Here is a 20,660-nt window from a genome sequence, read left to right as displayed (position 1 = left end):
TCACTCCTTGAAGTAGGCCTGGGTGTACGGATGCACGCCGGGATCGGCGGCGATCACTTCCCGCGGCAGCCAGCGATAGCCGCTGTGCTGGGACAGGGGAAGGCTTGCGGTATCCAGAGAAAGCTCGGCCTCATACGCGAGGACGACGTAGTGGGTGGAGCGTCCCGCCTCACCCGCGAAATTGGTGCCGTAGAAGTGCTCGTACACGCCGCGCGGCGTCCACTCGAGGTCGGGCAACGACAGGCCCAGCTCGTCGTGGACGATGCGGCGCAGCGCGTGGCGCAGCGACTCGTTCTTGCGGATCCGGCCACCCGGCACGAACCACGCGCCCTGGGCGGGCGGATTGGCCCGCAGCCCGGTCAGGTAGTTGCCGGCGCCATCGCGCAGCAGCAGATCGATCGACACCAGGGGCAGCATTTCCACTGCCTGGCGGAAGTCCGAGCGGCCAAGCATGCCGCCACGCGGCCCCGGCGCTTCACGCACGGGCCATCCCAACGGTTCAGTAGACATTGCGGCCCGTCCATCCCGATATCGCGGTGCGCGCGATGATCAGCAGGTCCATCCTGAACGTCCAATGCTGGATGTAATAGATGTCGTGTTCGACGCGGTCGCTCATCTTGCGCAGCGTGTCGGTCTGGCCGCGAAAACCGTTGACCTGCGCCCAGCCGGTGATGCCGGGCTTGACGCGGTGGCGCATCATGTAGCGCTGCACCAGGTCCTTGTACATTTCGTTGTGCTCCAACGCGTGCGGGCGCGGGCCCACCACCGACATGTCGCCCATCAGCACGTTCAGGAATTGCGGCAGCTCGTCCAGGCTGGTGCGGCGCAGGAAGCCGCCGATGCGCGTGACGCGGTTGTCGTTGCGCGTGGCCTGGGTGACCACGCCGTGTTCCTGGTGCACGGTCATGGTGCGGAACTTGTAGACGTGGAACACCTTGCCGTCCACGCCGAGGCGGGGTTGCGTGAAGAACACGGGGCCGCGCGACGTCAGCTTGATCAGCATGGCCACGGTCAGCATGACGGGCGCCAGGCCGATCAGCGCGCACAGCGCGAAGCTGCGGTCGAAGGCTTCCTTCGCCCAGCCGCGCACGCCGGCGGCGGGCAGGCTGTTCAGTTGAATCGCGGGCAGTCCCAGGAACTCGCCGATGCGATGGCCCAGCAGCTGGATGGACATCACATCGGGAATCCAGCGGATATCCACCAGGTCGTTGCGCAGGTGATAGAGCACTTCGCGCAGCTCCTGGCCGGCTTCCATCGGCAGCACGATCCAGATCTCGCGCACCTTGTTCTCACGAACGAAGTCGGTCAGGTTGTCCAGATCGTGCAGACGGCGGACCTGCGGCGGCAGGATCTCATGCGGTTCGGCGTAGATCCCCGATATCTGATAGCCGGCCTCGCGGTACTTTTCCACGCGGCGCCACATGTCGTGGCCCAGCGCGCCAAAGCCCACGAGCAGCACCCGCTTCTTGTCCATGCCGCGATCGCGCGCCGCGCCCAGCGCCGCATAGACGGCGATGCGCACGCCGGCCAGCGCCAACGCCGTCATGCCGAACCAGGTTGCAGCCCATAAGCGGGATATCGCGCCGGTCTGGTGCATGAGAAAACTGACGAAGATGCCCAACGCAAACACGGTGGCCCACGCGGCAAGGCTGCGCACCACCAGATCGGTGAGCAGGCGTCCCCGCCACGAGACATACAGGCGGAAGGCCGGGAAGAGCGCGATCACGCCCAGGCCGCACAGATAGATCAGGAACAAATGAATCTGCGGAGGATCCGTGAAAGCATCTTCCGAGAACTTCAAGCCGGTGGCAGTCAGGCCGCAGGTGATGACGATCGCGGCGTCGAGCAAGCGATACAGATAGCTTGCCCCACTGAACCTTGCCGACGTGTCCGTTTGGGACGGGTCCATCGCGCACTCCTGTTCGGGGAAACGCCTTGCGCAACGCAAAAACTGTGCAGTGCCGCAAAGCATGTGGCTACCGACAAAATCTTATTGAGTGCGCAACTCACCCGAAACCTCCAAACGGTGTAGGAGAAGGCTTAGGGCATCCGTCGAATGTGCGGGCTTAGGAAAAGCGTGTGGAATGTCGCAACCCGTTACGCATCGGGCTCCTTTCCAGGCAACGAAGTCATTCACAGTGGATTCGCCATGACTACATTTTTCGGAACGATGAGCCGAGCCATAGCCGCTATCGCGCTCGTGTCCTCGCTAGGCGCTTGCGCGCTATCACCCGGTATGACGTTCAACGCCAATCAGCTCGCGGATCCGCTGGATCCGAACTCCAAGGCCGTCATCAAACAGATCACGCCGTCCCTCGTTCTTGAAGAGCAGCGCGCACGTGAAGCACTGATCGATAACGAAGGCATCGGTCACCTCATCGGCAAGCCGGCTCCCTACCTCATCGGGCCGGGAGACATCCTCTCGATCGTCGTGTGGGATCACCCCGAGCTCGTGCTTCCGACGCAAACCTACGCCATCGGATCAGGGGCAACGGAATTAGCTATTGGGGATACCGCCTCGGGCATTCCGGGCTATACGGTCTCATCCGCTGGATATATCCAGTTTCCGTATACGGGACTGCTGAAAGTGGCGGGGTTGACTGAACTTCAGGCGCGCAATCTCATAGTCAATAGTTCGGGCAAGTACATACAGGACCCGCAGATCACCGTACGCGTTCTGGGATTCCGCAGCAAGCGCATCTTCGTCGATGGCGAGGTAACCACGCCGGGTACGGTTGCGATCAATGATGTGCCTATGACCCTGTTGGAAGCGCTCAACAGGGCCGGAGGCATCCTGCCAACCGGAGACCGCAGTGCGGTTTATGTGATCCGCGATGGCAAGCGTACTCGCGTGAACCTTCCCGCGCTGATCGAGCGCGGCCAGGACCTGAACCAGGTCATGCTCAAGGCAGGGGACATCGTGAGAGTCACGCCGCGCGAGGATAGCAAGGTGTTCGTGATGGGTGAGGTGTTCATCCCCGGGGCTTCCGTCATGCGTGATGGACGCTTGTCGCTGACCGAGGCATTGGGTCTTGCTGGCGGGCCCAACCAGATCACGGCCGACACCTCGCAGATTTTCGTCGTGCGCGCCACGGAGGAGGCAAAGCCTTTGGTGTATCACCTGAACGCCGCATCGCCGCAGGCACTGGCGGTGGGCGCCAAGTTTGAATTGCAACCCAAGGATGTCGTGTTCGTGGATTCGGCGGGCCTGGTGCGGTGGAACCGCTTCATCAGCAACCTCTTCCCGAGCGCGCAGACCGTACAGACCGTCAGATCCATCGATTAGTCCGCCTCAAAACCCCGCCTTTGGGGGCGCCGCAACCGCGGCGGCGCCCTCTCCTGGAGAGCTGCATGTCGTTGCCCATCGAATCGTTCGAGCCGTCAGTACCGGCCCGTCAGCAGGAAACCCCGTTGTCGTCCCACGTGGACGCCATTTTTTCCAACCGCTGGATGATCATTGCGATCACCATGTTCGCGTTTCTCGGCGCGCTCGCCTATGTGATGGTGACGCCGTCGGTCTATTCGGCTGACATCATCGTGCAGGTGGAGGAGGAGCTCCCGAACGGCCAGGCGCGCAGCCTGCTGGGCGATGTCTCATCCATGTTCGACACCAAGGCGGAAACGTCGGGCGAAATGGAAGTGCTGCGCTCGCGCATGGTCGTCGGTCCCGCCGTCGACAAGTTCCTGCTCTACATCCATGCGAAGCCGCGCTACTTCCCCGTGGTGGGCGAATGGCTGGCGCAGCGCTACGAAAGCCTGCCGTATCCGTCCAGCCTGCCGCGCGGGGGCTATGCGTGGGGCGGCGAGTCCATTGCAATCTCGCAACTGGACGTGCCCAACGAGTGGCTGGGCAAGCCGTTCCGGCTGACCACGCTGGGCGAGGGCCGCTACACGCTCAGCGACAAGCTGACCGGCGCCACGTTCACCGGCACGGTGGGCAAGCCCGAGCGCTTCCTGTTGCCGGGTGGCGGCGCGATGGACGTGCACGTCGACGCGCTGTCGGGCCGTCCCGGCACCGAGTTCACGGTGTCGCGCAGCTCGCGTCTGGCGGCCATCGAGAATGTGCAATCGCGCATGGGCATCTTTGAGCGCGGCCGCACGTCGGGCGTGATCGGCGTCACGCTGGAGGGCAACGATCCGGCGCTGACCACCGCGGTGCTGAACCAGATCGGCCAGGAATACGTGCAGCAGAACGTGAACCGCAAGTCCGCGCAGGCTGAGAAGTCGCTGGTGTTCCTGGAGCAGCAGCTGCCGCAACTGAAGGCCGAGCTTGATGCAGCGGAAACCAAGTACAACCAGTTGCGCAACAAGCGCGGCACGATCGACCTGAGCGAAGAAGCGAAGCTGATCCTGGGGCAGTCGGTCGACGCCCAGACCCGCGTGATGGAACTGCGCCAGAAGCGCCAGGAACTGATCACGCGCTTTGCGCCGACGCACCCGAGCATCGTGGGCATCGACCGTCAGATCGCATCGCTGACGGGCGACGTCAACCGCCTGGGCAACAACATCAAGCAACTGCCGGATCTGGAACAGGATGTGGTGCGCCTGGTGCGCGACGTGCGCGTCAACACCGAGCTCTACACGGCGCTCTTGAACAACACGCAGCAGCTCAAGCTGATCCGCGCCGGCAAGGTGGGCAACGTGCGCATCCTGGATGCCGCCGTGCAGCCTGACAAGCCCGTGCGTCCGAAGGGCGCGATCATCATCGGCGTGGCCACCGCAGCCGGTCTGATCTTCGCCATGCTGTGCGCGTTCGTGCGCAACGCCTTGTTCGGCGGCCTGTCGGAGCCGGAAGATGTCGAGCGCCATACCGGCCTGCCGGTGCTGGCCGCCATTCCGTACAGCGACGTGCAGGACAAGCTGTGGCGCCGCAGCCGGCGCAAGAACGCCACCGTGCCTGCGCTCCTGGCGCAGAGCCAGGGCAACTCGCCACCGATCGAGAGTTTGCGATCCTTCCGCAACGTGCTGCAGGCCTCGCTGCGCCAGTCCGCCAACAACATGGTCATGTTCACCGGTCCGGTGGCGGGTGTGGGTAAATCCTTCCTGTCTGCAAACTTTGCCTTCATCCAGGGGGGCGTCGGCAAGCGCGTGCTGCTGATCGATGCCGACTTCCGCAAGGGCCAGCTCAACCGCTATTTCGGCGTGCCGAAGGAAGATGGTCTGTTCGAAGTGCTGACCGGCACGATCCCGCTCAGCCGCGTCCGCAAGCACAGCGTGTCCGAAGGCGTGGACTTCATCGCCACGGGCGCCGTGACGTTCGATCCGTCGGAGCTGCTGGCCTCGCCGGTGTTCGGCGAGACCCTGCGGGAGCTGGCCACGCAGTACGACATGGTGATCCTGGACACGGCGCCCGTGCTGTCGTCGCCGGATGCCGCCGTGGTCGGTACGCATGCCGCGGCAGTCATGGTGGTGGTGCGGTCGGGCATGAATACGGTCGGCGAGATCCGCGAAACGGCCAAGCGCCTGATCCAGGCGGGCGCGCCGGTCGACGGCGTGGTCTTCAACGGTCTCAAGCTGCTGCCGGAACGTTTCGGGTTCCGGTCCAAGTACGGTGGTTATCGCTACTCCCGTGCGGCGTACTACGGTGATTTCAAACAGAACGGTCCCAAGTGAACGCCACACGGAGAAACTGGCATGCACGGAACTTTTGGCTGGGACACGCCGCAAATTCTGGATGCGGTTTTCAAGGCCTATGACATACGGGGAACGGTCCCGGACGAGTTGGATGCCAGGTTTGCCCACAGCCTCGGGATGGCGGTGGGCGCCAAGGCGCACGCACAGGGGGTGCGGTCGATCGTGGTGGGGCGCGACGGCAGGCTGAGCAGTGTCGAGCTGTCCGCGGCGCTGCAGGCCGGGCTGCGCTCGGCGGGCATGCACGTGATCGACATCGGCATGGCGACCACGCCCATGGTGTATTTCACGGCCCGGCTGATGGACACCGGGACCGGCATCGCGGTGACGGGCAGCCACAACCCGCCCACGCACAACGGCTTCAAGATCGTGATGGAAGGCGGCTCGCTGTACGGCGACGGCCTGACCGCGCTGCGCGACGCGATGCGCCAGCCGATCGATTCGGCGCCCACGCCCGGCGGCCGCACCCAGATGCAGATCACGCCCTGCTACGCGGCGCGCCTCGTGGGCGACATCCGCATGGCGCGGCCCATGAAGATCGCCATCGACTGCGGCAGCGGGGTCGCGGGCGCGGTGGCGCCGGCGCTCTTCCGGGCGCTGGGCTGCGAGGTGACGGAGCTGTTCTGCGAGGTGGATGGATCCTTTCCGGGGCATCACCCCGATCCGGCCGATCCCCATAACCTGCAGGACCTTATCTACTGCCTGCGCTATTCGGACTGCGAGGTCGGACTGGCGTTCGACGGCGACGGCGACCGGCTGGGCGTGGTCACAAAATCGGGGCAGATCATCTGGCCGGACCGCCAGCTGATCCTGTTCGCCCGCGACGTGCTGGCGCGCAACCCGGGAGCCGAGATCATCTACGACGTCAAATGCAGCCGCCATGTGGCCCGCGCCATCACCGAGGCGGGCGGCAAGGCGACCATGTGGAAGACAGGGCATTCCCTTATCAAAGCCAAGATGCGCGAGTCGGGAGCGCTACTTGCTGGGGAGATGAGCGGCCACATTTTCTTCAAGGAGCGCTGGTACGGCTTTGACGACGGCATCTACGCCGCCGCCCGCCTGCTGGAGATCCTCTCGTCGGCGCCGGACCCCTCGGCATTGCTGGAAAGCTTGCCCCAGTCCTGCGCCACCCCCGAATTGAAACTGGAGACCACGGAAGGCGTCGAGCTGGTGCAGGCACTGCGCGACCAAGGGGAATTCCCCGGCGCAGTGTCCATCAACGAGCTCGACGGGATCCGTGTGGACTACGCGGATGGCTTCGGCCTTGCGCGACCGTCCAACACCACACCGACGGTGGTACTCCGGTTCGAAGGAGACAACGTGGCCGCGCTGGCTCGTATCGAGGAGGACTTTCGCAAGGCGTTCAGGCGCATTGCACCTCACATTCGTTTACCGTTCTAAGGAGCATCACGCGATGGGAAAGGCTCAACAGGCGATTGAGGCGTTAAGGGCAGACTCCGGACTGGCAAACAGCCCGGAGTGGGTGGCTTTCGCGCAGGCTGCGCAAAACGCTGAACTGGACGCCAGTGCGCTCAAGGTGATCGAAGCGGCAGGATTGTGCGTGGACTTGACCATGCAACGCCAGTCGGCGTCGCTGGACGGCGCGGGACAGGCGCTGCTGCAGGCGCGCGGATTGGAAGAGGCGCGCCGCGCGCTGTTTGCCGGGGAACCGGTCAATTGGACTGAAAACCGGGCAGCATGGCATACCGCGCTGCGTGCCGGGCGCACCCGCGAGCAGCCGGAAGGGCAGGACGCGGATTCCGTCTGCGAGTATTCGCGCATGACCGACTTCGTGCGGCGCGTGGACCAGACGGCGGACTTCTCCACCGTCCTGCACATCGGCATCGGCGGCAGCGACTGGGGTCCGCGCCTGGCCGTGCAGGCATTCGGCGGACCGCAGCAGCGCCGGCAGATCCGCTTCGTGTCCAACATTTGCGGCCATGCCTTCCATGACGCCGTGGCCGGGCTGGACCCGCGCCGCACGCTGGTCGTCATTTCCTCCAAGTCCTTCACCACGTCGGAAACGCTGCACAACGCTCGCGCCGCCATCGCCTGGCTCAAGCAGGGCGGCGTGGCCGATGTGTCCGACCATCTGGCGGCCGTGACCGCCAATGCGCCGGCCGCGCGCGCGCTGGGTGTGCCGTCCAGCCAGGTCTTCAAGATGTGCGACTGGGTGGGCGGACGCTACTCCGTCTGGTCGGTGGCCGGCCTGTCGATCGCGCTGACGGTGGGCTTGGACGTGCTGATCGGGATGCGCGCGGGCGCCGAGGCCATGGACCAGCATTTCCTGCAGACGCCGTTTGCGTCCAATGCGCCTGTGCAACTGGCGCTGGCCGGCCTGGTCAATTGCAGCGTGCTGGGATTCAACTCGCTGAATGTGGCGGCCTACAGCGGGCGCCTGCTGCACCTGGTGACCTATCTGCAGCAGCTCGAAATGGAGTCGCTGGGCAAGCGGGTCGCCGGCGATGGCGCCGCGGTCGGCGTGCCGACGGCGCCCATCATCTGGGGCATGCCGGGCACGGACGGCCAGCACACCTTCTTCCAGTGGCTGCATCAAAGCGAGGAAGGCGCGCCGGTGGACTTCATCGCCAGCCTGCAAGGGCACGCGGACAGCCCCGATGCGCATCGCATGCTGCTGGCCAACTGCCTGGCGCAGCGCCAGGCGCTGATGCGCGGCAAGAGCCTGGAGCAGGCGCTGCTGGACGTCGCTCACATCGACAACCAGGAGCGTGCGCTGTCGCTGGCGCAGCACATGGTGCATCCGGGCGGACGGCCGTCGACGCTGATCGTGCTGCGTCAGCTCGATCCGCGAGGCCTGGGCGCACTGCTGGCCCTGTACGAGCACAAGGTGTTCGTGCAGAGCGTGGTCTGGGGCATCAACCCCTTCGACCAGTACGGCGTGGAACTGGGCAAACGGCTGGCCAGCGGCATCGAGCGCGAGCTGGCGGTGCCGGTGTCGGCGGGCTTGGTCGACTGGGGGCATGACGCTTCCACGTCGTACTGGATCGACCGCTACCGCAGCCATGCGCAGGCCCCGCGTCCCCGCCATGCGTGGGTGCCCGGAATGACGGCCCACCTCTGACGGAGCATGGACATGCCGGACACGCAAGTGTTGGTGACGGGCGGCGCCGGCTACATCGGTACGCATACGCTGGTGGCGATGATCGCCGCCGGCCTGCGGCCGATCGTGCTGGACAACCTCAGCAACGGCAGCCGAGAGGCTGTTCGCCGGGTTGAACAGCTTTGCGGTGCGCCGATACCGCTGATCGAAGGCGACATCCGCTCGCGCGGCCTGGTCGCGGCCGTGCTGGCGGATGCGGCGGCGCGGGGCTCGCCCGTGCAGTCCGTGCTGCATCTGGCCGGCTGCAAGGCCGTGGGCGAATCGGTGGCGGACCCGCTCAAGTACTACGACAACAACGTGCAGGGGTCGCTTGTCCTGTTGCGCGCCATGCGCGAGACGGGCGTGTCGCGGCTGGTCTTCAGTTCGTCGGCAACGGTGTATGGCGAACCGCAGTATTTGCCGTTTACCGAGGCCCATCCGCTGGCGCCGGCCAATCCGTACGGCCGCACCAAGCTGATGGTCGAGGACATGCTGCGCGACGTGTGCGTGGCGGATCCCGCATTCAGCGCCGTCACGCTGCGCTACTTCAATCCGATCGGTGCGCATCCCAGCGGACTGATCGGAGAAAGTCCGCGCGACCTGCCCAACAACCTTTTTCCGTTCATCACGCAGGTGGCGGTGGGGCGCCAACCGTTTCTGCGCGTATTCGGCGACGACTACGACACGCCGGACGGCACCGGCGTGCGCGACTATCTGCACGTCATGGATCTGGCGCGCGGCCACGTACAGGCGCTGACCTACGCGGACAGCCATCCCGGCTTCGTGGCGGTCAACCTGGGCACGGGGCAGGGCACCAGTGTCATGGAACTGGTGCGCGCGTTCGAACGGGTCAACGGCTGCAAAATCCCGCTGCGCATCCTGCCGCGGCGCGCGGGCGACGTCGAGCGTATGTGGGCCAACCCCGATCTGGCGGCGACGCTGCTGGGCTGGCGCAGCACACACGATGTGGAAGCCATGTGCGCGGACGGCTGGCGCTGGCAGCAGGGCAACCCGCAAGGGTATGAGGCGGAGCCGGGGTTGGTCCCGGCCGCGGCATAACCCCAACGCCGTGTCGGAGGACTTCCGGCGCATACGCCGGAGCGGTTACAGTTGACGGAATTATTGCGAAGCAGCATTCCCCGGGGCATTGCGCGGGGGGCTTCGCATCGTCAGCGAGGCAAACCCATGTTCGTTATCCATCCTTCTGCCGCACGCGCCGGCTCCCTGTCCGGAGTCCGGCAATGAGCGGCCCCAGCTATTTCCCCACGGCGCACTGGAACCTGGACGGCATCGTGTCCGGACTGCGCGATGCGCGCGTTGCGTGGCGCGGTCCGCGCGGCCGCCTGCGCGACGACGCCGGCCTGCGTGAATTCCCTTCGCAGGAAAGCCTGCGCCAGATCATCAAGGACCTCTGTGGCGCCTTGTTCCCCATGCGCCTGGGGCCCATCGACTTGCGCGAAGAGGTCGAGGACTTCTACGTCGGCCACACCATCGGCGCCGCGCTCGATGCGCTCTTGCATCAGGTCTGTCTGGAACTGCAATACGAAGGCCGGCATGATCCGGCCCAGCAGGCGGACACGCAGCAGCGCGCCACCGAGATCGTGCGCCGTTTCGGCGCCGAGCTGCCGGCCGTGCGCGCCGCGCTCGATCTGGACGTGATGGCGGCCTACCAGGGCGACCCGGCGGCGCACAACGTGGACGAGGTCCTGCTGTGCTATCCGGGTGTCGCGGCCATGATCCATCACCGCCTCGCCAACGTGCTGTACCGGCTGGGCGTGCCGATGCTGGCGCGCATCGTGGCCGAGATCGCCCATGCCGACACCGGCATCGACATCCACCCGGGCGCGACCATCGGCCGCAGCTTTTTCATTGACCACGGCACGGGCGTCGTGATCGGCGAAACCGCCATCATCGGCGACCGCGTGCGGCTCTACCAGATGGTCACGCTGGGCGCCAAGCGCTTCCCGCCCGGCGAAAACGGTGAACTCAAAAAGGGCTTGGCGCGCCATCCCCTGATCGAAGACGATGTCGTGATCTACGCCGGCGCCACGATTCTGGGCCGCGTCACCATCGGCAAGGGCTCGACCATCGGCGGCAACGTCTGGCTTACGCGCAGCGTGCCGCCGGGCAGCAACGTGACGCAGGCCAGCCTGGTCAGCGACATGCCCGATTGCGGGCTGGGCGGTTGAACGCTGCGGGCCGCGCGGTCTGATTAATCCGCGGCGGGCCGCGCGGTCTGATCGCCGCGCGGTGGCGGGACGCAAGGAGCGAGGATTGGATACTGCACTTCCGGAGCTGGCCGCGCTGCGCGGCTTCATCGACCGCCATCCGCGGCTCTTCGTCCTGACCGGGGCCGGGGTCAGCACCGATTCCGGCATTCCGGACTACCGCGACACTGAAGGCGAATGGAAACGCCAGCCGCCCATGACGCTGCAAACGTTCATGGGCGCTGAGCTTTCGCGGGCGCGATACTGGGCGCGCAGCATGGTGGGCTGGCGCCGCTTTGGACACGTCAAGCCGAACGCGTCGCATCTAGCGCTGGCGCGACTGCAGGATCGCGGTCACGTCGCCATCCTGGTGACGCAGAACGTGGACGGCCTGCACGAAGCCGCGGGCAGCCGCGATGTCGTGGACCTGCACGGACGCCTGGATGCCGTGCGCTGCATGAACTGCGACTGGCGGGGCGGCCGCCACGATTGGCAGGAAAAATTGCACGCGCTGAACCCGGACTGGGTGCAGCTTGAAGCCAGCGACGCGCCCGACGGCGACGCCGATCTGGACGGCTACGATTTTTCGCGGTTCACGGTGCCGCCGTGTCCGCGCTGCGGCGGCATCGTCAAGCCCGATGTGGTGTTCTTCGGCGAGACCGTGCCGCGCGAGCGCGTCGAGCGGGCCAATGCCGCCCTTGAGAGCGCCGACGCGGTGTTGGTGGTGGGATCGTCCCTGATGGTGTATTCCGGCTATCGCTTCGTCACGGCCGCCTCGCGAGCCGGCCTACCCATTGCCGCCATCAACCTGGGACGCACCCGCGCGGACAGCCTGTTGACCCTGAAAGTGGAACAACCCATCGCGCTGGCGCTGGAAGCGCTTTAGAAAGAAGCGGGGGCGGCCGGTTTTTGACCGGTCTAAGCAAGTGCTTGCCCGGCAACGATTTTTTCGGCCGGTTACAGACCTTTCCATAGGGTTGTCCACAGGAACTGGGGATAACTCCTAGGGATAACCCCAGTTTTTGAGGGTGGTCCCGGCCGCTGTTGTCAAGTCTCGATGCCTTCCAATGCGTCCCCCAGCAGCGCCTTGCGCGCCGCGTGCCAGCTGCCCGCGTCGGGCGCGTAGAGCAAGCCGCCCGTGCGATGCGTGGGCTTGTAGGGGGAGCCGTCGAAATGCGCTGCATAGCCACCGGCTTCCCGATGCAGCAGCCAGCCTGCAGCGTGATCCCACGCCGTCAACTGGTTGTACAGCGCGACGTGGCAATGGCCGGCGGCGATCATGCGGTATTCATGCGCGGCGCAGCGCAGCGAGGCCGTGCTGCCCAGGCGCGACAAATTGCTGTTGACAGTCGTGCGCAGCGGCTCGGGCAGGGCGCCGGTGGAGATCAGGCCGTCCATGTCCTCGGGGGGCGCGGGGCTGGCGACGGCCAGCGGCAGCCGCTTGCCGTTTTCGAATTCGAGCCAGGCGCCTTCGCCGCGCACGGCCAGCGCACTGTCGCGGCTGACCGGATCGTAGATCACGCCCGCAATCACGTCGCCGCGATGGCAGGCCGCGATCATCATGCCGAACAGCGGCAGGCCCGCCACATAATTGCGCGTGCCGTCGATGGGATCGATCAGGAAGGCGAGGTCGGCGTCGACCAGCATGTTCAAGAGGGCGGGATTGCGCGCCGAGGCTTCCTCGCCGATCAGCACGGCGCCCGGATGCAGCTTGGACAGGCGCGCGGCGACGAGGCGTTCGGCGGCTTCGTCGGCGTCGGTGACCAGATCGCGCGGCGAGGTCTTGCCGCGAACGGCGCCTTCGGGCAGGTTGCGAAACCGCGGCATGACCTCGGTCTGCGCGGTTTCCGCCAGGATGGCCGCCAGCTTGCGGGTGTCCTCAAGGGTGAAAGTTCTGCTCATACGGACTCGTCCAGGGAACGCGCAAATCTAACATGCCTGGATGGTATCCGAGTGAACGTGGCGCTTACATCGGCCACGCGGACGACAGGCGCGCGCGGCAGGACACCGCGCGCGCCGGACTTCACGCGCCGAGATCGACGCAGAGGTATTTGATCTCCAGGTACTCTTCGATGCCGTACTTGGAGCCTTCGCGGCCCAGGCCGGATTGCTTGACGCCGCCGAAGGGGCCGACTTCGTTGGAGATGAGGCCGGTGTTGATGCCGACGATGCCGTATTCCAGCGCTTCGGACACGCGCCAGATGCGGGCGTAGTCGCGCGTGAAGAAGTAGGCGGCCAGGCCGAAGATGGTGTCGTTGGCCATGCCGATGACTTCGTCTTCCGAATCGAAGCGGAACAGCGGCGCGACGGGACCGAAGGTTTCCTCGCTGGCAAAGCGCATCGATTGCGTCACGTCGCGCACGACGGTCGGTTCGAAGAACGTGCCGCCCTTGGCGTGGGGCTTGCCGCCGGCGATGACCTTGGCGCCGTTTGCCGTGGCGTCGGCGATGTGCTCCTGCACCTTTTCAATGGCGTTCTTGTCGATCAGCGGACCTTGCGTCACGCCGTCTTCAAAGCCGTCGCCGACCTTCATGGCGTTGACCTTGTCGACCAGGCGCTTGGCCACTTCCTCGTACACGCCGGCCTGCACGTAGATGCGGTTGGCGCACACGCAGGTCTGGCCGGCGTTGCGGTACTTCGATGCCAGGATGCCGTCGACCGCGCGGTCCAGGTCGGCGTCGTCGAACACGATGAAGGGCGCGTTGCCGCCCAGTTCGAGCGACAGCTTCTTGATGGTGGGCGCGCATTGCTCCATCAGCGTGCGGCCGACTTCGGTGGAACCGGTGAAGCTCAGCTTGCGCACCACGTCGCTTTCGCACAGGGCCGCGCCGATGTCGCGCGAGCTGCCCGTGATGACGTGGAACACGCCTGCCGGCACGCCGGCTTCTTCGGCCAGCACGGCCAGCGCCAGCGCGGTCAGCGGCGTCTGTTGCGCGGGCTTGACGACCATGGTGCAGCCGGCGGCCAGCGCGGGGCCGACCTTGCGGGTGATCATGGCGGCCGGGAAGTTCCATGGCGTGATCGCGGCGGTGACGCCGATGGGCTGCTTGAGCGCCATCAGGCGCTGGCCGGCCTTGGGGCTTTGCAGGATGTCGCCGTCGATGCGCTTGGCTTCTTCGGCAAACCATTCCAGGAACGACGCGGCGTAGGCGATTTCGCCCGCGGCTTCGGTGACCGGCTTGCCCTGTTCGGACGTCATGATGGCGGCCAGGTCTTTCTGGTGCTGCATCATCAGCTGCGCCCACTTCAGCAGGATCGCGGCGCGTTCCTTGCCCGTCTTGGCGGCCCACGCGGGCAGCGCGGCCTGCGCGCTGGCGATGGCCTGCTCGGTTTCCTTGCGGCCCAGCTTGGGCACCGACACGATGGTCTTGCCGGTGGACGGATTGTCGACGGGGATCGATGCGCCTTCGCCGGCGCCGACCCACTTGCCGTCGATGTAGCAGGCGTCGCGCAGCAGGTCGGGACGGGCGAGGGGATGGGACAGTGCTGTCATGTTGGAAGTCTCCTTGATGGGTGCGGCGGGCCAAGCGATTGCGGGCGTGGCGGGCGTGCGGCCTGTTCATCAAGCCGCCTGCCTGCTACGCCCGCAATCGTTGTTCCTGCCAGCCGAATAACCGGTTACTCAGGGCCTTTGCCTCAAGCGGCAAGCGCCTCGGACAGGATGTCCAGCGCGCGTGCGAACTGGGCGTCGGGAATGGTCAAGGGATACAGGAAGCGCAGGACGTTTCCGTATACACCGCAGCTTAGCAAAATCAGGCCGGCGTCGAGCGCGCGCTGCTGCACGCGCTTGACGGCTTCGGCGTCGGGCTTGCCGGCCGCGTCGTTCAGTTCCAGCGCGACCATCGAGCCCAGACCGCGCACGTCGGCGATGCCCGGCACCTTGGCGCGCAGGCCTTCCAGATGCGCGCGCAGCTTTTCGCCCAGTTGGGCGGCGCGTTCGCACAGCTTTTCTTCGGCGATGACATCCAGCACGGCGTGCGCCGCGGCGACGGCCAGTGGATTGCCGGCGTACGTGCCGCCCAGGCCGCCCGCGGCGGGGCCGTCCATGACCTCGGCGCGGCCGACGATGCCCGAGATCGGGAAGCCGCCGCCCAGGCTCTTGGCCATGGTGATGATGTCGGCCTGCACGCTGTGGTGTTCCATCGCGAACAGCTTGCCGGTACGGCCAAAGCCCGTCTGGACTTCGTCGGCGATCAGCAGGATGCCGTGCTCGTCGCAGACCTTGCGCAGCGCGGTCATCAGTTCGGGTGGCGTGATGTTGAAGCCGCCTTCGCCTTGCACCGGCTCGATGATGATGGCCGCGACGCGCTTCGGATCGATGTCGACCTTGAACAGCAGGTCCAGCGCCTTGAGCGAATCGGCCACGCTGATGGACTGCGTGGCGTTGGGGAACGGCACGTGATAGATGTCGCCCGGCATGGGGCCGAACGACAGCTTGTAGGGGGCGACCTTGCCGGTCAGCGCCATGCCCAGCATCGTGCGGCCATGGAAAGAACCCGAGAAGGCGATGACACCCGAGCGGCCGGTGGACGAGCGCGCGATCTTCACGGCGTTCTCGACGGCTTCGACGCCGGTCGTGAAGAAGGCGGTCTTCTTCAGGCCGTCGATGGGGGCGAGACGATTGATGCGCTCGGCCAGCGAGATGTAGCCTTCGTACGGCACGATCTGATAGGCCGTGTGCGTGAAGTTGTCGAGTTGCGCGGCGACCGCGGCCTTGACCTTCGGGTGCAGGTGGCCCGTGTTCAGGACGGCGATGCCGCCTGCGAAATCGATGTATTCCTTGCCTTCGGCGTCCCACAGCGTGGCGTTTTCCGCGCGCACGGCGTAGAAGTCGCACATGACGCCGACGCCGCGCGGCGTGGCCAGGGAACGGCGGGTATTCAGATCCTGATTCTTCATCTCGGTCTCGATGAGAGTGATGGGCGGTAAAGCACTTATTTAATGCTACGATGGCCCCACTTGTGGGAACCACTTTGATAAATCAGGTAGAACCAATTGCGGTCCATCGTCGGTGACTTGCTGCTGCTGCGCCTGGCCGACGGCGCCAGCGAGCCCATGAACAAGCGGCTCTATCGCGGCATCCGTGAAGCCATCCTGGATGGATCCATTGCCGCGGACTCGCGCCTGCCCGCCACCCGGGACCTCGCGGCCGAACTGCGCATTGCCCGCAACACCGTCGTTCACGTCTACAGCCAGCTGCTGGCCGAAGGCTATACCCGCAGCCGGCAGGGCAACGGCACCTTCGTCAATGCCTCGGTGCCGGATTCGTATCTGGCCAGCGGCCGCCGCGCGCGGCAGGCGCAGCAGGCGCCGTCGCGTCCGGCGCTGTCGCCGCGCGGCGCGGCCATCGTGGATGGCGTGTCGGCATCGCCTTACCAATGGGGCGCGTTCATGCCGGGGGTGCCGGACCTGACCGAATTCCCGCACAAGAAATTTGGCCGCATCTTCAGCGCGCTGTGGCGCAATCCCGCGCCGGATCTGCTGACCTATTCGTATGGCGGTGGCCTGCCGGCGCTGCGCGAGGCGCTGGCGCAGCATCTGGCGCTGACGCGGTCCATCGACTGCGATCCCGAGCAGATCATCATTACCGAGGGTTCGCATCAGGCCATCGACCTGACCACGCGCATCCTGGGTGAGGCCGGTGAAACGGCGTGGGTCGAAGACCCGGGCTATTGGGGCGCGCGCACCATCCTGCAGGCCAACGGCCTGCGCACCGTGCATCTGCCGGTGGACGAAGAAGGCATGCGTGTGCCTGACGCCGTGGACACGCCGCCGCGATTCATCTTCGTCACGCCGTCGCATCAATATCCGCTGGGACCCGTGATGTCGCTGGCACGCCGGCGGCAGTTGCTGGCGGTGGCGCGGCAGTGCGGCAGCTGGATCATCGAAGACGACTACGACAGCGAGTTCCGCTTTTCCGGCCGGCCGATCGCGTCGCTGCTCGGTTTGGAGTCCGATGCGCCGGTGATCTACATGGGGACTTTCAGCAAGACGCTGTATCCGGGCCTGCGTGTGGGGTATCTGGTGCTGCCCAAGGCGCTGACGGCGGCTTTTCAGGCGGCGCATGCCGAGCTGTACCGCGAAGGGCACCTGATGACGCACGCGGCGCTGGCCACGTTCATTTCCGAAGGCCATTACGCGGCGCACATCCGCCGCATGCGCATGCTGTACGGCCGCCGCCGCGCCATGCTGGTCAACCTGATCGAGCGCCGGCTGGGTCCGGACTGGCTGCATCGCGATGCCAGCATGGCGGGTTTGCATCTGGTGCTGACCCTGCCCGCGGACATGGACGACCTGCGCGTCGTTGAGGTGGCGCGCAGCAAGGGCGTGCTCACGCGCGCGCTGTCGCGGTATTACGTGAACGAGGAAGGGCGCCGGCCGGGGCTGCTGCTGGGATATGCCTGCGTGCCGGAGCACGACATCGCGCGCAAATTTGAAGTGCTGCTGGAGAGTCTGGCCGAGGTGGCGCGGCCGGCGGTAAGGGCGGGTGCGACGGCGGGTGTCTGACACCCATTCACATGCCCGGCAATGACAGCGCCGACGCGAAGGCCGCGGCGTTGCGCATGCCCTGGTCTTCGAAGTTGGTGTTGAACACCGCATGCGCCTGCGCCGATTGCGAGGCCAGCCGCGTGAAGCGTGCGACCAGTTCGGCCAGTTCCGCTTCCGAATATTCGTACTGAAACCGCCCCGAGGACGCCGGTCCCGACGCGTTCCACTTGGCCGCATTGCGCCCGTGCAGACGCAACAGCGTCAGGTCCGGATGGGTGCTTTCCCAAACCGCGGGCACGGTGTTCTCGAACCCCTGGGGCGCGTCGACAACCGTGTGCACGACACCCAGATCCCGTTCAAAGGCCAGCGTGTCCGCCGTGGCCGCCGGGCTTTCGAACCAGCTGCGGTGGCGGAATTCCACCGACACCAGATGTTCCTCCATCCGCCGCGCGCAGGCCGCCACGCGCGCCATGCCGCGGGCGTCGCGCCGTACCCACGGCGGAAACTGGAAATGCACCGCGCCCAGCTTGTCCGCCATCCGCAACGGCTCGATGGCCAGCTGGTAGCGCCGCCAGAGCTCGTCGCGCAGGTCGCCCGGCATGCGGTCGTGGTAGATGATGGGCTCCGGCCAGTCCGCCAGTTCGCGCCGGATGTCGCCGGGCAGGGCGGTGAGCGGCGTCTGGTGGCCGGTAAATAGCCGGAACGCCTTGATGTTGAAGACGAAATCGTCCGGCGTGCGGGTGGACCACAGGTAGGCGTTGTCCGGCGTGGGCATCGCGTAGAAGCTGGAGTCGACCTCGGCCAGCGAAAAGCGCGACGCATAGAACCGCAGCCGCGATTCGGCGCTGCGTGCATCGGGCGGGTAGAAGCGGCCGCAGGCCAGCAGGGTGGGGTCGGTCCAGGAGGCGGTGCCGGTCAGGATGCGGGGAAAATCGGGCATGGCGCCGGGCGGTTCAGACGGAAGTCAAAAAATTCTGTATAAATATACAGTGTTCACCCGGAGCCAGCCTTGGCTCCTTCCTTTTTTGCGGCCGCAGCGCTGCGGCTCCGCGACATGCCAGACCAAGATCAGACTCCCAGCACGCCCGACAACCCCCAGACCGCCGCCCGTCCGGCCGAGCGGCCCGATCCGCTGGCCGACCTGAATCCCGCGCAGCGCGAGGCCGCCGAATTCGGTGTGGCCGGCGCGCCCGGCAACGACGGCCCGCTGCTGGTGATTGCGGGCGCGGGGTCCGGCAAGACCAATACGCTCGCGCACCGCGTGGCGCATCTGATTCTGAACGGGGCGGACCCGCAGCGCATGCTGCTGCTCACGTTTTCGCGCCGCGCGGCATTGGAAATGGAGCGGCGCGTGGGGTCGGTGCTGCAGCGGGTGATGAACCTGCGTTCGTCGCAACAGGCGCCGTCGCTGCCGTGGGCGGGCACCTTCCATGCGATCGGCGCGCGTCTGTTGCGCGATTGCGCGCTGCGCATCGGCCTGTCCGAAGCCTTCACCATCCATGATCGCGGCGACGCCGAGGACCTGATGGGCATGGTGCGGCACGAGCTGGGCCTGTCCTCCACCAAATCCCGCTTCCCGCTCAAGGGCACGTGCCTGGCGATCTACTCGCGCGTGGTGAACAGCCAGACGCCCGTGGGCGACGTGCTCAAGACGTCGTTTCCGTGGTGCGCGCAATGGGAGGACGAGCTCAAGAATCTGTTCCGCGCGTACGTCGCGGCCAAGCAGGACCAGCAGGTGCTGGACTACGACGACCTGCTGCTGTACTGGTCCGAAATGATGTCGGACGCGGAGATTGCAGCGGATGTCGGCGCGCGCTTCGATCATGTGCTGGTGGACGAATACCAGGACACCAACCGGCTGCAGTCGGCCATCCTGCTGGCCATGAAGCCAGACGGCCGCGGCCTCACGGTGGTGGGCGACGATGCGCAATCCATCTACTCGTTCCGCGCGGCCACGGTGCGCAACATCCTGGATTTTCCCAACCTGTTTCCCGCGCCCGCGCGCGTCATCACGCTGGACCGCAACTACCGGTCGTCGCAACCCATCCTGACCGCCTCCAACGCCGTGATTGCGCAGGCGACCGAACGTTATGCGAAGGACCTGTGGACCGACCGCAAGTCGTCGCAATTGCCCGAGCTGGTCACGGTCAGCGACGAAGCCGGGCAGGCGCGTTGGGTGGCCGACCAGGTGCTGGCGCAGCGCGAGGGCGGCGCAACGCTCAAGTCGCAGGCGGCGCTGTTTCGCACCGCCAGCCACAGCGCCGCGCTGGAACTGGAGCTGACCCGCCGCAACATCCCCTTCGTCAAGTTCGGCGGGTTGCGCTTTCTGGAAGCGGCGCACGTCAAGGACCTGCTGTCGATCCTGCGCTGGGCCGAGAACCCGCGCGGCCGCATGGCGGGATTCCGCGTCGCGCAGCTGATGCCGGGCATCGGCCCCGCCACGGCGGGCAAGCTGATGGACGCGATGTCCGCGTCCGCCGAGCCGCTGCGCACGCTGCGCGAGTTCAAGCCGGGCGCGGCGGTGCAGGAAGAGTGGGGCGCCTTCGCCGACACGTACGCCGCGCTGTGCGACCCCACGCTGAAGTGGCCGGCCGACGTGGACCTGGCGCTGCGCTGGTATAGCGGCCAGCTCGAGCGCCTGTACGACGATGCGCGCGTGCGCAAGACAGATCTCGACCAGCTTGTGCGCATTGCGTCGGGCTATCCGACACGCGAGCGCTTCCTGACAGAACTGACGCTGGACCCGCCCGACGCCACCAGCGACGAATCCGGCGCGCCGCTGCGCGACGAGGATTACATGATCCTGTCCACAATCCATTCCGCGAAAGGCCAGGAGTGGAAGGCGGTCTACGTGCTGAACGTGGTGGACGGCTGCATCCCGTCCGACATGAGCACGGGCACGGCCGAAGAGATCGAGGAAGAGCGCCGGCTGCTGTATGTGGCCATGACGCGGGCCAAGGAGCGGCTGCAGCTTGTCGTGCCGCAGCGCTTCTATGTGCATCAGCAGACGGGGATGGGCGATCGCCACGTGTACGGCTCGCGCACGCGGTTCATCACCAACGCCATGCTTCCGCTCTTTGACCACCTGCCCAAGCTGCCCGATCTGCCGCCCGGACGGGCCGAGCCGCGCGAGCCGCAGGCGCCGCGCATCGACGTGGCCAAGCGGGTGCGCAACCTGTTCTGAGGCGTCGGCCCGCCCGGAGGCTGGGCTATCATCGGCCGATAATCACACG

The 20,660-nt window shown here is 66.1% G+C and carries 15 protein-coding genes; 9 read left to right on the top strand and 6 right to left on the bottom strand.

From position 1 onward, the window contains the following. Together B2W22_RS02630 and B2W22_RS02625 are read right to left on the bottom strand one after the other, a co-directional pair. Entirely contained in the window at window positions 1-453 is a 453-nt protein-coding gene (locus B2W22_RS02630; RefSeq protein WP_175126173.1) for a GDP-mannose mannosyl hydrolase, read from the bottom strand. 46 nt (window positions 454-499) lie between these two features. Beyond that, window positions 500-1,909, bottom strand: coding sequence for an undecaprenyl-phosphate glucose phosphotransferase (locus B2W22_RS02625; RefSeq protein ID WP_175183995.1), 1,410 nt, complete (start codon window positions 1,907-1,909; stop codon window positions 500-502). A 240-nt stretch (window positions 1,910-2,149) separates the two neighbouring features. Here B2W22_RS02625 and B2W22_RS02620 point away from each other — a divergent pair, with 240 nt between their 5' ends. The 7 genes from B2W22_RS02620 to B2W22_RS02590 all read left to right on the top strand — a co-directional run bounded on the left by B2W22_RS02620 (window position 2,150) and on the right by B2W22_RS02590 (window position 11,824). Next, window positions 2,150-3,286, top strand: a complete 1,137-nt coding sequence (locus tag B2W22_RS02620; protein WP_175126159.1) for a polysaccharide biosynthesis/export family protein — start codon at window positions 2,150-2,152, stop codon at window positions 3,284-3,286. Between the two features lie 65 nt (window positions 3,287-3,351). Beyond that, window positions 3,352-5,613, top strand: coding sequence for a GNVR domain-containing protein (locus B2W22_RS02615; RefSeq protein ID WP_286936086.1), 2,262 nt, complete (start codon window positions 3,352-3,354; stop codon window positions 5,611-5,613). Between the two features lie 21 nt (window positions 5,614-5,634). After that, window positions 5,635-7,032 (top strand): phosphomannomutase/phosphoglucomutase, encoded by a 1,398-nt coding sequence (locus B2W22_RS02610; protein WP_175126157.1) that lies wholly within the window; start codon window positions 5,635-5,637, stop codon window positions 7,030-7,032. Between the two features lie 13 nt (window positions 7,033-7,045). After that, a complete protein-coding gene (gene pgi, locus B2W22_RS02605; protein ID WP_286936085.1) occupies window positions 7,046-8,713 on the top strand; it encodes a glucose-6-phosphate isomerase in 1,668 nt (555 codons plus the stop codon). Between the two features lie 12 nt (window positions 8,714-8,725). Then, window positions 8,726-9,790, top strand: a complete 1,065-nt coding sequence (galE, locus tag B2W22_RS02600; RefSeq protein WP_286936084.1) for a UDP-glucose 4-epimerase GalE — start codon at window positions 8,726-8,728, stop codon at window positions 9,788-9,790. Window positions 9,791-9,972: 182 nt separating this feature from the next. After that, window positions 9,973-10,920 (top strand): serine O-acetyltransferase EpsC, encoded by a 948-nt coding sequence (gene epsC, locus B2W22_RS02595; RefSeq protein WP_175138044.1) that lies wholly within the window; start codon window positions 9,973-9,975, stop codon window positions 10,918-10,920. 85 nt (window positions 10,921-11,005) lie between these two features. Then, a complete protein-coding gene (locus B2W22_RS02590) occupies window positions 11,006-11,824 on the top strand; it encodes an NAD-dependent protein deacetylase (RefSeq protein ID WP_175183992.1) in 819 nt (272 codons plus the stop codon). A gap of 161 nt (window positions 11,825-11,985) precedes the next feature. On the opposite strand, the gene B2W22_RS02585 is transcribed toward B2W22_RS02590, so the two are convergent. From B2W22_RS02585 to B2W22_RS02575, 3 genes are all read right to left on the bottom strand, one after another. Beyond that, window positions 11,986-12,840 carry an inositol monophosphatase family protein gene (locus B2W22_RS02585; RefSeq protein ID WP_286936083.1) on the bottom strand — a complete coding sequence of 285 codons (855 nt, stop codon included), beginning with the start codon at window positions 12,838-12,840 and terminating at the stop codon, window positions 11,986-11,988. A gap of 121 nt (window positions 12,841-12,961) precedes the next feature. Further along, on the bottom strand, window positions 12,962-14,431 hold the full coding sequence (locus B2W22_RS02580) for an NAD-dependent succinate-semialdehyde dehydrogenase (RefSeq protein ID WP_175138046.1): 1,470 nt from the start codon (window positions 14,429-14,431) through the stop codon (window positions 12,962-12,964). Between the two features lie 143 nt (window positions 14,432-14,574). Beyond that, the gene (locus B2W22_RS02575) at window positions 14,575-15,837 is read right to left on the bottom strand and encodes a 4-aminobutyrate--2-oxoglutarate transaminase (RefSeq protein ID WP_175126150.1); all 1,263 of its coding nucleotides are present in this window, start codon (window positions 15,835-15,837) and stop codon (window positions 14,575-14,577) included. 96 nt (window positions 15,838-15,933) lie between these two features. Here B2W22_RS02575 and B2W22_RS02570 point away from each other — a divergent pair, with 96 nt between their 5' ends. Continuing rightward, window positions 15,934-17,445 (top strand): PLP-dependent aminotransferase family protein, encoded by a 1,512-nt coding sequence (locus tag B2W22_RS02570; RefSeq protein WP_414631932.1) that lies wholly within the window; start codon window positions 15,934-15,936, stop codon window positions 17,443-17,445. Window positions 17,446-17,452: 7 nt separating this feature from the next. Here B2W22_RS02570 and B2W22_RS02565 read toward each other — a convergent pair whose 3' ends face one another. Then, on the bottom strand, window positions 17,453-18,367 hold the full coding sequence (locus B2W22_RS02565) for a DUF72 domain-containing protein (protein WP_175183991.1): 915 nt from the start codon (window positions 18,365-18,367) through the stop codon (window positions 17,453-17,455). A gap of 114 nt (window positions 18,368-18,481) precedes the next feature. Between B2W22_RS02565 and B2W22_RS02560 the strand changes: the two genes are divergently transcribed. After that, window positions 18,482-20,611, top strand: a complete 2,130-nt coding sequence (locus B2W22_RS02560; RefSeq protein WP_286936082.1) for an ATP-dependent helicase — start codon at window positions 18,482-18,484, stop codon at window positions 20,609-20,611. Window positions 20,612-20,660 lie beyond the last annotated feature (49 nt).

This window comes from Achromobacter sp. UBA4530 (genome assembly GCF_002388205.1).
GTDB classification, from domain to species: domain Bacteria; phylum Pseudomonadota; class Gammaproteobacteria; order Burkholderiales; family Burkholderiaceae_B; genus Achromobacter; species Achromobacter animicus.
This window is presented reverse-complemented; position numbering and strand designations above follow the sequence as displayed.